The 11,695-nt window shown below is 66.9% G+C and carries 12 protein-coding genes; 8 read left to right on the forward strand and 4 right to left on the reverse strand.

The window, feature by feature from the left end; translation table 11 throughout:
* Nucleotides 1-90 precede the first annotated feature (90 nt).
* The 3 genes from IPV08_RS20240 (at nucleotide 91) to IPV08_RS20250 (ending at nucleotide 4,421) form a co-directional block, all read left to right on the forward strand.
* Entirely contained in the window at nucleotides 91-1,998 is a 1,908-nt protein-coding gene (locus IPV08_RS20240; RefSeq protein WP_207413217.1) for a monovalent cation:proton antiporter-2 (CPA2) family protein, read from the forward strand.
* Complete coding sequence (locus IPV08_RS20245; protein WP_207413219.1) at nucleotides 1,991-3,445, forward strand: MATE family efflux transporter; 1,455 nt, start codon at nucleotides 1,991-1,993, stop codon at nucleotides 3,443-3,445. The genes IPV08_RS20240 and IPV08_RS20245 overlap by 8 nt, the downstream gene beginning before the upstream one ends.
* 118 nt (nucleotides 3,446-3,563) lie before the next feature.
* Nucleotides 3,564-4,421 (forward strand): DUF937 domain-containing protein, encoded by an 858-nt coding sequence (locus tag IPV08_RS20250; RefSeq protein ID WP_207413221.1) that lies wholly within the window; start codon nucleotides 3,564-3,566, stop codon nucleotides 4,419-4,421.
* 36 nt (nucleotides 4,422-4,457) lie between these two features.
* Here IPV08_RS20250 and IPV08_RS20255 read toward each other — a convergent pair whose 3' ends face one another.
* The 3 genes from IPV08_RS20255 to IPV08_RS20265 form a co-directional block, all read right to left on the reverse strand.
* Nucleotides 4,458-4,709 carry a hypothetical protein gene (locus tag IPV08_RS20255; protein ID WP_207413223.1) on the reverse strand — a complete coding sequence of 84 codons (252 nt, stop codon included), beginning with the start codon at nucleotides 4,707-4,709 and terminating at the stop codon, nucleotides 4,458-4,460.
* Between the two features lie 340 nt (nucleotides 4,710-5,049).
* Complete coding sequence (locus IPV08_RS20260; protein ID WP_082469922.1) at nucleotides 5,050-5,295, reverse strand: DUF3072 domain-containing protein; 246 nt, start codon at nucleotides 5,293-5,295, stop codon at nucleotides 5,050-5,052.
* Nucleotides 5,296-5,547: 252 nt separating this feature from the next.
* On the reverse strand, nucleotides 5,548-6,111 hold the full coding sequence (locus IPV08_RS20265; protein ID WP_207413225.1) for a TetR/AcrR family transcriptional regulator: 564 nt from the start codon (nucleotides 6,109-6,111) through the stop codon (nucleotides 5,548-5,550).
* A gap of 105 nt (nucleotides 6,112-6,216) precedes the next feature.
* Between IPV08_RS20265 and IPV08_RS20270 the strand changes: the two genes are divergently transcribed.
* Complete coding sequence (locus IPV08_RS20270; protein ID WP_207413227.1) at nucleotides 6,217-6,909, forward strand: glutathione S-transferase family protein; 693 nt, start codon at nucleotides 6,217-6,219, stop codon at nucleotides 6,907-6,909.
* Between the two features lie 382 nt (nucleotides 6,910-7,291).
* Here the strand turns inward: IPV08_RS20270 and IPV08_RS20275 are convergent, their stop codons facing one another.
* Complete coding sequence (locus tag IPV08_RS20275; protein WP_207413229.1) at nucleotides 7,292-8,179, reverse strand: branched-chain amino acid aminotransferase; 888 nt, start codon at nucleotides 8,177-8,179, stop codon at nucleotides 7,292-7,294.
* Nucleotides 8,180-8,383: 204 nt separating this feature from the next.
* Here IPV08_RS20275 and IPV08_RS20280 point away from each other — a divergent pair, with 204 nt between their 5' ends.
* The 4 genes from IPV08_RS20280 (at nucleotide 8,384) to IPV08_RS20295 (ending at nucleotide 11,461) form a co-directional block, all read left to right on the forward strand.
* Nucleotides 8,384-9,001 (forward strand): helix-turn-helix domain-containing protein, encoded by a 618-nt coding sequence (locus IPV08_RS20280; protein WP_207413231.1) that lies wholly within the window; start codon nucleotides 8,384-8,386, stop codon nucleotides 8,999-9,001.
* A 1-nt stretch (nucleotide 9,002) separates the two neighbouring features.
* Nucleotides 9,003-9,728, forward strand: coding sequence for a response regulator (locus IPV08_RS20285; RefSeq protein WP_056432261.1), 726 nt, complete (start codon nucleotides 9,003-9,005; stop codon nucleotides 9,726-9,728).
* A 93-nt stretch (nucleotides 9,729-9,821) separates the two neighbouring features.
* Nucleotides 9,822-11,147 carry an ATP-binding protein gene (locus IPV08_RS20290; RefSeq protein ID WP_244477902.1) on the forward strand — a complete coding sequence of 442 codons (1,326 nt, stop codon included), beginning with the start codon at nucleotides 9,822-9,824 and terminating at the stop codon, nucleotides 11,145-11,147.
* Nucleotides 11,148-11,269: 122 nt separating this feature from the next.
* Nucleotides 11,270-11,461 carry a hypothetical protein gene (locus IPV08_RS20295; RefSeq protein ID WP_056254034.1) on the forward strand — a complete coding sequence of 64 codons (192 nt, stop codon included), beginning with the start codon at nucleotides 11,270-11,272 and terminating at the stop codon, nucleotides 11,459-11,461.
* Nucleotides 11,462-11,695 lie beyond the last annotated feature (234 nt).

Below are 11,695 nucleotides of genomic sequence, written 5' to 3' on the forward strand. Positions count from 1 at the left end.
GGGGCGATGCCCCTGGTCTAAGAGGAGAGCACGGCGACGCGCTCGCGGCACCGGCCGCGGGCGACCCCACTCCTCATAGACCGGATCGACATGGCGAGCGCCTCCACCCATGTGAGCTTCCTGCCGCCGGTGCTGACCTTCCTGTCGGCGGCGGTGATCGGCGTGCCGATCTTCCGTCTCATCGGGCAGAGCGCGGTACTCGGATATCTCGTCGCCGGGGTCATCATCGGCCCCTTCGGCTTCTCGCTCATCGCCGAGCCGGAGACCGCCGCGAGCGTCGCGGAACTCGGCGTCGTACTCCTTCTCTTCATCGTCGGGCTCGAACTCGAGATTTCCCGGCTGATTTCGATGCGGCGCGACATTTTCGGGCTCGGTGCGGCACAGCTGCTCCTCTGCACGATCCTGCTTGCCGGCGCCTGCGCCCTGTTCGGGCTCACCCTGGCCGCGAGCCTCGTCATCGGCGTCGCCCTCGCCCTGTCGGCAACCGCCGTCGCCCTGCAGCTCCTGGAAGAGCGCGGCGATCTCGGCACGCCCTATGGCGGACGCGCCTTCGCGGTGCTGCTGTTCCAGGACATCTCCGTCGTGGCCATCCTCGCCCTGATGCCGCTTCTCGCCTCCAGCGGCAGCACCGGAAACGACGAGTGGCTGGGACACGCGCTGGCCTCCACGGGAACCGTCGGGGCGGCGATCCTGGCCGTGGTGCTGGTGGGCCGCTACGGCCTCAATCCGTTCTTCAGCATGCTGGCGGCCAGCGGCGCGCGCGAGGTCATGACGGCGGCGGCCCTCCTCGTGGTCCTCGGCACCGCGATGCTGATGGAGCATGTCGGCCTGTCCATGGCGATGGGCGCCTTCCTCGCCGGCGTGCTTCTCGCGGAGTCGAACTTCCGGCACCAGCTCGAAGCCGATATCGAGCCGTTCCGCGGCATGCTCCTCGGCCTGTTCTTCATGAGCGTGGGCATGTCCATCGACGGCGGCCTACTGAAGAGCGCATGGCCCGCCCTGCTCGGCGCGACGGCGGCCGCCATCCTGCTCAAGGTCGCCATCGTGGCCGGCCTGTTCCGCCTGTTCGGCTCGCCCTGGCTCGATGCCGTGCGCGGCGCGGCGATCCTCGCGCCGGCGGGCGAATTCGCCTTCGTGCTGCTTCCCGCCGGGTCCGAACTGGGGCTGATCGACCAATCCTCCACCCGGTTCGCCGTGGCGCTCGCCGCCCTGACCATGCTGGTCGGCCCCGTCGCCGCCAAGGCCCTCGACGGCTACCTGTCGCGCCACCGGCCGGACGCGGTGGAGCACGCACCAGACCAGATCGAGAGCACGGAGGCCCGCGTCCTCGTGGTCGGGTTCGGCCGTTTCGGACAGATCCTGACCCAGGTGCTCCTGGCCGAGGGAATCAGCGTCACCGTCATCGACAAGGACGTGGAGCAGATCCGTTCCGCCTCGCGCTTCGGGTTCCGCATCTATTACGGCGACGGCACGCGCCTCGACGTGCTGCGCGCGGCCGGAATCGGCCGGGTCGAACTGCTCTGCATCTGTGTCGACGATCCCCAGGCGGCGCTGAAGATCGTCGATATCGTGCATGAGGAATTCACCGGAGTGCGCACCTATGTCCGCGCCTTCGACCGGATGCATTCCGTGGAGCTGATGAACCGCGACGTGGATTATCAGCTTCGCGAGACCGTGGAATCGGCCATCGCCTTCGGCCGCGCGACCCTGGAAGGGCTCGGCATTTCGGCCGAGGCCGCCGCCGCCACGGCGCAGGACGTGCGCAAGCGCGACGTGGCGCGCCTCGTGCTGCAGCAGGCCGGCGCCCTTCCGGAGGAAACGCGCTATATCGGCGGCAGCCCCGAGATCAAACCCGAACCCTTGACCCGTCCGCAGCGCCCGTCGCGCGCCCTCAGCGCCGAGACCAGAGATATTATCGGCCTGGAACAGCGCGAAGCCGCGACCCGCACGTTGCAAGTCCAGGATTCCCCATTGCAGGACACGCCAGCGGATGCCTGAAACGAGCGCGGCGGCGGTGAAACCCGCCGCCCGACGGGAGACGGGCCGTTTCGTCACGGGATCGATCCTGCGGCACGTCGTGGTGATGAGCGGGACGGGCTCGATCGGGCTGATGGCGATCTTCGTCGTCGACCTGCTCTCGCTGATCTACGTCTCGAAACTCGGCGACCCGACGCTCACGGCGGCGGTGGGCTTCGCCACCATCGTCCAGTTCTTCGCCATTGCCATCAATATCGGCCTGATGATCGCCGCCGGGGCCCTGGTCTCACGGGCCATCGGCGCGGGCGACGAAGCGGGCGCGCGGCGGCTGGCCACCTCCGCCTCGATCCACGGCATCATCGTCTCGGGCATCCTCGTCCTCGCGATGCTGCCCTTCCTGCCGACCATCCTGTCCTGGATCGGCGCCGACGCCGAGACGCTGCCCGTCGCCGAGCGCTTCCTCTGGATCGCCCTCCCCTCGAACCTGCTCATGGGACCGGGCATGATGTTTTCGGGCCTGCTTCGCGCCGTCGGGGCGGCGCGCCAGGCGATGTACGTGACGCTGGGCGGCGCCATCGTCACCGCCGGTCTCGATCCCCTCCTCATCTTCACGGCGGGGCTGGGGATCGACGGAGCCGCCATCACCACCTGCGTGGCGCGGGCGACCTTCGCCCTCGTCGGCCTGTGGGGCGTGCGCCAGCACCGGATGCTCGCCACGCCGAGTGTCGCGGATGTGATCTCGGACGCGCCCATCGTCTTCAGGATCGCCCTGCCCGCCGTACTCACCAATCTCGCCCCCTCGGTGGCGAGCGCCTTCATCGCCCATGCGCTGGCCAAGTTCGGCGCCGTGGCGGTGGCCGGCAACGTGGTGATCGACCGGCTGACGCCGGTCGCCTTCGGCGGCCTCTTCGCCATGTCCGGCTCCATCGGCCCGATCCTCGGCCAGAATTGGGGAGCGGGGCGGTTCGACCGGATGCGAGGCGTGCTGAGGAACGGCGCGCTGGTCACGGCGGTCTATGTCGTGGTGGTCTGGGCCGCCCTGATCGCCTTTCACGGGCCGTTGACGGGCCTGTTCGAACTCACCGGCACCGCCGCCGACCTGTTCGTCTTCTTCTGCCTCGTGAGCGGAGGCGTGTGGTTCTTCACCGGGCTACTGTTCCTCGCCAACGCCTCGTTCAACAATCTCGGCTTTCCCTTCCTGTCGACCTTCCTCAATTGGGGCCGTGCAACCATCGGAACCGTGCCCCCGGCGCTTCTCGGCGGCTATCTCTATGGCCCCGAGGGCATCATCGCCGGGGTGGGGTTCGGCTCCGTCGCCTTCGGGGCGATCGGCATCGCCCTCGCCTTCAGGACGGTGACGCAGCTCGAGCAACGGGCCGGTTTCGCTCGCGAATTGGCCTCGGAGGCCGATGCGGATGCCTCCGGGGGCGATATTCCGGCCCCAGAGAGGCCGAACGCACTGGTTTAGAGCCGGGACGGGCATGATCTCGGGCTGGTAAGTACGACTGGGATGCGACAGAGTTCGCGTCTCGACAGCAGGCCGAAGCAATTCGGCCTGGCCGCGATGGGATCAAGAGGCTGCCGCCATGTTCAACCTGTTCGATCTCTTGCAGGCGCAGGGCGGCATGGACCCCAATGGTTTCCTGGGCGCCAACGGTTTCGGCCAGCAATTCGGATTGTCGCCGGACCAGACCCGTCGGGCCATGGAAGCGCTGATGCCGGCCCTGACGCTCGGCCTCCAGCGCAACGCCGCCGCCGATCCCACCGGCTTCACCCAGATGTTCAGCTTCATGGACCCGGCCGCGCTCACCGCCCCGCAGGCCAAGCCGCAGATGGATGCCATGATGCGCCAGCTCTTCGGCTCGCAGCATCTGAGCCAGGCCGTCCTGCAACAGGCGGCTGCGGTGAGCGGCGTGGCGACGCCCGCCCTCCGGCAGATGCTGCCGCTCATGGCCGGCATGGTCGTGGCGGGGATCGTCCACGTGATGATGAATCCGGGGCAGCCCGCTCCCCAGCCCGCGCCTCTCCCGCCCTCGCCCTTCGGCATCCCGACCCATCCCTATTGGACCGAGATGATGAACGGCTTCATGAAAGCGAGCGGTGCGATGCTGTCTTCGCCGATGCAGGCAGGCCCCCCTGCTCGCACCGCCCCGGCACAGAAGAGCCTGCCGCCCGCACGCCTGTTCCCGGCGGCCCGACCGGCGCAGGATTCCACCTCCGCGCCCGAATCCCGTCAGGCCTCGGCCGGCGCGCAGCAAGGTGCTGCGCTGAACCCGTTCGATCTGTTGCAGCAGATGTTTCAGTCCGGGCTGGAGGTTCAGCAGGAAAACGCCAGGACGATGCAGAGCCTGTTCGACAGCCTGTGGCGTGACGGCATGGCGTCCGTGGGCCCGTCGAAAGCCAACAACCCGACGCCGAACCGGCCCGGCCAGACGCGGCGCTGAAGCCGGCGCCGTCCGAGACGCGCGGGGCACGAACCCTCAAATACTCCGGGTGAAGGCCTGCGCGACAGATTCGTAAAGCTCGCGGACCCGGTTGGTGTAATTCAGCAGCGCCGTGACGATCCCCAGGACGATCACGCTGGCAATCAGCGCATATTCGATCGCGGACGTCCCGCTTGTATCTCCGGCGAACCGCGAAGCGCTTCGTGAAAGACGGGACGAAGGGCCAGCCGAGGACGCGATCGGCTTGGCGACCGTAGATGTCACATGGTTTTTTTCAGAAATCGTCATCGAGCGAGGCGATCCCTGAAGAAGCAGCGCCCGCCTTCCTACGACGAAAATCATTGCCGACGGTTTAAACAAATACCGGCGAAACGCCGTCGGACTTCCAATGGGTACGTGCCCCTCCGCCACCGCGAGCAGGGGCTCGACATCCGGTTCGATGTCCCACGATCCGGCAGCGACGGCCCGGCGCTTTCACCGCTCACATCGTCATTCCGCGTCACCGGGTTGCCCGGCCCCGAAGGGCCGAGCCAAAGGCGCGCTAGACATCACTATGCAGGACGAGACGGATCGGGTCTCGCCCTATCGAAAACGCGTGCCGCAAGCCCGCGACCGGGGCTGCCGTCCATCAAGCTTTTCCGGATTCCTTGCGCAGCGCGTCGATCCGTTTGGAGGCCTCGGCCTTGTCCAGATCCGGCTCGAACGAGTCGGGTGATTTCGCCTCCTCCGACAGGGTCTTGAGATAGGAAGCCTGCGCGCCGGTCATCGGCTCGTCGCCCGTGGTCCATTCACTCGGATCCTTGATCCGGTTCGATGCATCGCCACCCGCCGTCTTCGGGTTCTCGTTCTCGTCCGTCGCCTGCTTCTTCGTCATCGCTCGACCTCGTTCATGAATTGTTCTCTCCATAACGAGGCGGTCGCCGATGAGTTCCGAACCCTGACTATCCCCGGGATGCGGGGTGTAAGCCTCACTCCGCCACGATCCTTCGTTCCGGCAACCGGCGGCCATATCGTTGGTGCCCCGCTAGAGCTGCGCCCGACCACGTTGGGTCGGGACACATCTCCAGGCCTTTGTTTTGCCGCGCTCTTTTTCGCCGAACCGGGATCCACTTCGGCGGAGAGCGCTCTAGCCCGGCAGAAGTCCCGCCTGACGGTAAGTGTCGATCGCCGCATCGTAGGCGGAGAGATCCGACCGGCTTCTCGCCAGAAGTTGCGCGCCGGCGATGGCCGCGAAGATGCCCCAGGCTCTCGACGTGGCGGTCTCGGCGGTGACCGGGGATGCGGCGGTCAGCTGTCTGCCGATCCAGGCCACGTTCACCTCGGCGAAAGCTCGCACCTCCGCCTTCACGTCGTCCGGCAGGTCGTCGTGCTCGGCGGCCATCATGCTGCCGAGGCACATTCGGTTGTCATTCTGGAGCGCCGCGCGGAACGTGTCGGGGTAGCGCCGCAGACAGGCGACCGGATCCGGACATGCGTCCGATAGGGCCTCCAGGGCAGCGAACGCATCTTCCCGGTAGCGCCGCGCCACCGCCGCCCCCAGGGCAGCCTTGCCGGGGAAATAATAGTGGATGCTCGCCGCCTTGATTCCCACCTCCTCCGCGAGATCACGGAAGTTCAGGCCGCCATAGCCGCGTGCCTGCGCGGTCAGCCTTGCGGCGTTCAGGATCAGTTCCCGGGTGCTCTCACTCATCCTCCGCTTGTACACCTGCATTCTATCGATTGGCAGGTAGACGTTGACGTGTCGTCATCGACCTGCATGGTATATCTACCAACTGGCAGATAGAGAGCGTTGCCCATGAAAATCTACGACCGGGAGGCGGGTCCCCACCCCGCACGAATCCGCATCGTTCTCGCCGAGAAGGGGCTGGAGGAAAGGGTCGAGTTCGTCAGCATCGACCTCATGGCCGCCGAGCAGAAGCAGCCTGGTTTCCTGGCGATGAACCCGATTGGGAAGGTCCCGGTCCTCGAACTCGATGACGGAACGATCATCACCGAATCCACGGCGATCACGGAATATCTCGACAACCTGGACGGCCATCCGACCCTCACGGGTACGACACCGCGTGACAAAGGCGTCATCCACATGATGCAGCGGCGCGCCGAGATGATGCTGATCGATGCCGTCGACGATTATTTCCATTACGGCACCCCCGGCCTCGGCGGCGCGCTGCGGCCATGGCGGATGCCGGATTGGAGCGGGGCCAAAGAATGGGGGCAGCGGCGCGGCGCCTATGCCGTAGCCAACATGCCCTATTTCAACGATCTGCTGGCGAAGCAGCCCTTTCTCGCCGGAGAGGGCTTCTCGATGCCGGACATCACCTTGTTCGCCGGGCTGATGTTCGCCGAGATCGTCGGCCTGCCGATCGCCCCGGAACTCACCGCCCTTCACGACTGGCGCGGCAAGGTCGCCGATCGTCCGGCCGTGAAGAACCGCAGCGGACAGGTCCCGAGGCCGGAAGACCTGGCGCGATACGGCGACGCGGCTTAGGGCCTGTTCGGGCTGTTTTTCCAGGGCTTCGCCTCACCCTGCTGAGGTGCCGCGTAGCGGCCTCGAAGGAGCCTTCCAGGGATCGCGCGACCACTGGAGGCCTTCTTCGAGGCCCGCTGACGCGGGCACCTCAGGATGAGGAAATCTGCTGGGATGTTCGATTTCGGTTAGGATCGTCCGCTGAAAAATCCGAGCAGGCAGGTGTCTGGGAGCCGCAGGCTTCCACACCGGGACCGTCCATCGCGCCCGCCTGCGTGATGGACGGCGAGCCTCGTCACGAAGGACCAGCTCGATGTGAATCCCCGGTGAGCGAGGGCAAGGCGTCGTTCACGCCTCGTCCCCGCAAGCGCCCGCGACGTGGCCCCGCGAAGTGCGGTCCGAATTACGCCGCCACCGCCTTCGGCTGAACCTCGGCGGTGTAATCGTCCATGAGCGTCTTGGTCATGGCGGCCGGCGTGAAGCGGTAGGGACCGATTTCGGAGACCGGCGTCACTTCGGCAGCGGAGCCGGTGATGAAGCACTCGGAGAAGCCCTCCATCTCCTCGGGCTTGATCCGCCGCTCGATCACCTCGAAGCCACGCCGGTGGGCGAGGTCGATGACGGTCTGGCGGGTGATGCCGTTGAGGAAGCGGTCGGCGAGCGGGGTGTGGACCACGCCGTCCTTGATGAAGAAGATGTTCGCACCGGTGCATTCGGCGACGTAATCCTCCCAATCGAGCATCAGGGCGTCGGCATAGCCCTTGTTCTCGGCCCGGTGCTTCGAGATCGTGCAGATCATGTAGAGGCCCGCCGCCTTCGAGGCGGAGGGAATGGTCCGCGGATCGGGCCGGCGATAATCGGCCATGTCGAGGCGGATGCCCTTCATCTTGGTCTCGGGATCGAAATAGCTCGGCCATTCCCACGCGGCGACGGCGAGATGGATGGTGTTGTTCTGGGCCGAGACGCCCATCATCTCCGAACCGCGCCAGGCGACGGGACGCAGGTAAGCGTCGGTGAGGCCGCTGGTCTTGAGCACGAGTTCCTTGGCCGCTTCGATCTCGGTGACGCCGTAGGGAATCGTGAAATCGAGATACTGCGCCGAGCGGAGCAGGCGCTCGGCATGCTCGTGGCTCTTGAAGATCCGTCCACCATAGGCGCGCTCGCCCTCGAACACCGCTGAGCCGTAATGCAGGCCGTGGCTGAGCACGTGGATCTTGGCCTCGCGCCACGGCACCAGCACGCCATCGAACCAGATGGTGCCCTCGCGTTCGTCGAACGGGATCACGGACATGACGAATTCCTTGAATCCGCGGGCTCGCATCGTCGCGCCTGCGGGGTCGATCGATCGGGTTGGCGCGATGGCCAGGCAATGCCCCGCGCAGTATCCGCGGGGACGGAGGTCCGCAAGACGGCCGTTACGGCGAGCCGGCCCCGGGGAGGCTTGACGGGTATCAACGCCCCTGAGATATGTCAACAACACTGACGTATATTGAGGATGTCGCCGGACGTGACGCGCCAATCGACCCTGGCAACGAGCCCGCCCCCCATACCCCCGTCCGGGGAGGATGACGGGCTGGCGGATTCAGGTCTCGCGCCCGAAGGCGTGCGCGTATCCGACAACGGCATCACCAACGATCTCGTCGAACTGCTCTTTTTCGCCTACCGCGATTTCGTCGGCGATCCGGACCGGATGCTGGCCGAATACGGGTTCGGGCGGGCGCATCACCGGGTGCTCCATTTCGTCTACCACTATCCCGGCCTGACCATCGCCGAACTCCTCGACATCCTGCGGATCACGAAGCAGAGTCTGAACCGGGTTCTCAAGGATTTGATCGAACAGGGTCACATCGTGCAGAAGACCGGCCGGAGCGACCGCCGGCAGCGTCTGCTCTATTGTTCGGAGACGGGCGCCACCCTCACGGCCGAGCTGACGCGGGTGCAGGTACGGCGGGTCGCCCGCGCCATCGCGGACCCGGTGGGGGATGGTCCGAAGGACGCCCGGGACAAGAGCGGATTTGCAGCGGCACAGGGGTTTCTCATGGCGATGATCGAACCCGAAGAGCGCGCGGCGGTGACGAGCCTGATGGCGCGGCGCGCCCGGAGCCGTCGCTGACATGGCATCGCCGGAACTGAAGGTCCGCGCCGAGCTTCCCGACCACGCGCCGCATATCCTGGTAGTCGACGACGACAGGCGCGTGCGTGAATTGCTGTCGCGCTATCTCTACGAGCAGGGCTTCCGCGTCACCTCCGCCGGAAATGTCGAGGAGGCCCGGCAGCGGGCACAGAGCTTCGTCTTCGACGCCCTCGTCCTCGATGTGATGATGCCGGGCGAGAACGGTTTCGATTACGCCCGGCAGGTGCGCGAGACCTCGCGGGTGCCGATCCTGATGCTCACGGCCCGTTCCAACCCCAACGACCGGGTGATGGGGCTCGAGATCGGGGCCGACGATTACCTGCCCAAGCCCTTCGAGCCGCGCGAGCTGATCCTGCGCCTCAACAACATCATCAAGCGCCGGCCGGACGGCGCGCCGCCGTCGGACCGCACCATCGCCACGGTGACGTTCGGGCCGTTCTCCTACCGGATCGACCGGGGTGAGCTGCGCCGCGACGAGGAGACCATCCGCATCACCGAGCGCGAACGCGAGATCCTGACGATCCTGGCCGAGGCCAAGGGCGGCAATGTCGACCGCGACGTGCTGGCCGGGAATGGCGGCCTCGCCGCCGAGCGCACCATCGACGTGCAGATCAACCGCCTGCGCCGCAAGACCGAGGTCGATCCGGGTAATCCCCTCTTCCTCCAGACGGTCCGCGGCATCGGCTACCGCCTCGCGATCGATTAGACAGGACCCGCCATGGCCCTCGCCGGCCTGAACCTGTCGCGGATCAGAACCAGCACCGCCGCCGCCTGGCGCGCGAGACCGCATCCCCGTCGGATGTGGAAGAGGCTCGCCCGCGCCATCGGCAACGCCCTGCCGAAGGGGCTCTACGCCCGCTCGCTCATCATCATCATCGCGCCGGTGGTGCTGCTGCAATCGGTCATCGCCTACACCTTCATGGAGCGGCACTGGCAGCTCGTGACGCGCCGCCTCTCGGCCGCCGTGACGGCCGACGTGGCGGCGATGATCGACGTCTATGAAAGTTACCCCCAGGACAAGGACGCCGACACCCTCACCCGCATCGCCGGCACGCGGCTGAACCTCGACCTCGACATCCTGAAAGGGGCGAAGCTCCCCCTGCCGGGGCCGCGCCCGTTCTTCTCCATCCTCGACGAGACACTCTCCGAGGAACTCGCCAAGCAGATCGGCCGGCCGTTCTGGATCGACACGGTGGGCCGGTCCAGCCTCATCGAGATCCGCGTCGAGATCCCGGACGGGGTGCTGCGGGTGACCGCGCGGCGGAGCATGGCCTATGCCTCGAACTCGCACATTTTCCTGCTCTGGATGAGCGGTTCGTCCCTGGTCCTGCTCGGCGTCGCGATTCTGTTCCTGCGCAACCAGATCAAGCCGATCCTCCGGCTGGCCGACGTGGCGGAGAGTTTCGGCAAGGGCCGCGAGATCGAGTTCCGGCCGCGCGGCGCCCGCGAGGTGCGCCAGGCCGGCCACGCCTTCATCGAGATGAAGCGGCGCATCGAGCGGGCGATGGAACAGCGCACGACCATGCTCAACGGCGTCAGCCACGACCTTCGCACCATCATCACGCGGTTCAAGCTGTCGCTCGCCCTGGTGGAGCAGACTTCGGAGGTGGAAGACCTCCAGCGCGACGTCGACGAGATGAGCCGGATGCTGGAGGCCTACCTCGCCTTCGCGCGCGGCGATTCCGGCGAGGCCGCCGTATCCACCGATATGCGGGCGATGCTGGACGACCTGCGCACCGATGTGGAACGCCTCGGAGCCCATGTGGCCGAGGTGGAGTTCGACGGCCGCGCCATGGTGACGCTGCGGCCGGACGCGTTCCGCCGCTGCCTGTTCAATCTCGCCGCCAACGCCGCCCGCTACGGCGAGACGGTGGCGATCCGGGGCCGCACGGAGGCACGCTCCTTCGTCGTCTCCATCGACGATGACGGCCCCGGCATCCCTCCCGAGAGCCGCGAAGAGGTGTTCAAGCCCTTCGTCCGCCTCGACGATGCGCGCCAGGATGCCGGCGGGTCGGGCCTCGGCCTCGCCATCGCCCGCGACATCGCCCGCGCCCATGGCGGCGACGTCGCCCTTCATGACAGTCCGCTGGGGGGATTGCGTGCCACCGTCCGCATCCCGGCGTGATGGTGGAGCGCCTGTGAATTTTGTTGCGTTCGGGGTGTCCCCTCGGGCGCAGTCCAATGCTATGACCGGTGCCGCTTTCAAGAGAAGGGCCGAACCCCGGTCCCGATACACGCGAGTACGCCATGAACCCGCTGGGTCCCGTCCTGATCGTCCTGCTCCTCCCGATCTCCGCCATCGGCCTCCTGCTCTACACCGATACCGGGATCGAGCCGGCGCTGTTCTCCGCCACGGTGAAGACCTTCGTCGCCCTGTTCGCCATCGCCGGGATTCTGTCCTACGGCGCGAGCCGGCTCGCCGCCCGCTCGGAAGGCTGACAACCGCGCCTCCGGATCGGCCCCATGGCGGGGCCGGTTCCCCGGTGACGCAACGGTGACGATGGGATCGAGGACGACATGAAGGCCGCCCTCGCTCGAATTCCCCTGCCCGGCCGGCCATGGACGGCGCTCGCCCTCTGCCTCGCGGCGGGCCTCGCTGCGCTATCCCCACTGGCCCTGGCCGCCGAGGAAAAGTCGGCTTCTCCGCCCGCGTCGATGCCGGAGCCGCCGGTT

It is taken from the genome of Methylobacterium sp. SD274 (assembly GCF_017355285.1).
GTDB lineage: Bacteria > Pseudomonadota > Alphaproteobacteria > Rhizobiales > Beijerinckiaceae > Methylobacterium.

What these genes read in the sequence shown, in the direction of transcription:
- IPV08_RS20240 (WP_207413217.1), top strand. Translation starts at nt 91, where the DNA reads ATGGCGAGCGCCTCCACCCATGTGAGCTTCCTGCCGCCGGTGCTGACC.
- IPV08_RS20245 (WP_207413219.1), top strand. Translation starts at nt 1,991, where the DNA reads ATGCCTGAAACGAGCGCGGCGGCGGTGAAACCCGCCGCCCGACGGGAG.
- IPV08_RS20250 (WP_207413221.1), top strand. Translation starts at nt 3,564, where the DNA reads ATGTTCAACCTGTTCGATCTCTTGCAGGCGCAGGGCGGCATGGACCCC.
- IPV08_RS20255 (WP_207413223.1), bottom strand. Translation starts at nt 4,709, where the DNA reads ATGACGATTTCTGAAAAAAACCATGTGACATCTACGGTCGCCAAGCCG.
- IPV08_RS20260 (WP_082469922.1), bottom strand. Translation starts at nt 5,295, where the DNA reads ATGACGAAGAAGCAGGCGACGGACGAGAACGAGAACCCGAAGACGGCG.
- IPV08_RS20265 (WP_207413225.1), bottom strand. Translation starts at nt 6,111, where the DNA reads ATGAGTGAGAGCACCCGGGAACTGATCCTGAACGCCGCAAGGCTGACC.
- IPV08_RS20270 (WP_207413227.1), top strand. Translation starts at nt 6,217, where the DNA reads ATGAAAATCTACGACCGGGAGGCGGGTCCCCACCCCGCACGAATCCGC.
- IPV08_RS20275 (WP_207413229.1), bottom strand. Translation starts at nt 8,179, where the DNA reads ATGTCCGTGATCCCGTTCGACGAACGCGAGGGCACCATCTGGTTCGAT.
- IPV08_RS20280 (WP_207413231.1), top strand. Translation starts at nt 8,384, where the DNA reads ATGTCGCCGGACGTGACGCGCCAATCGACCCTGGCAACGAGCCCGCCC.
- IPV08_RS20285 (WP_056432261.1), top strand. Translation starts at nt 9,003, where the DNA reads ATGGCATCGCCGGAACTGAAGGTCCGCGCCGAGCTTCCCGACCACGCG.
- IPV08_RS20290 (WP_244477902.1), top strand. Translation starts at nt 9,822, where the DNA reads ATGTGGAAGAGGCTCGCCCGCGCCATCGGCAACGCCCTGCCGAAGGGG.
- IPV08_RS20295 (WP_056254034.1), top strand. Translation starts at nt 11,270, where the DNA reads ATGAACCCGCTGGGTCCCGTCCTGATCGTCCTGCTCCTCCCGATCTCC.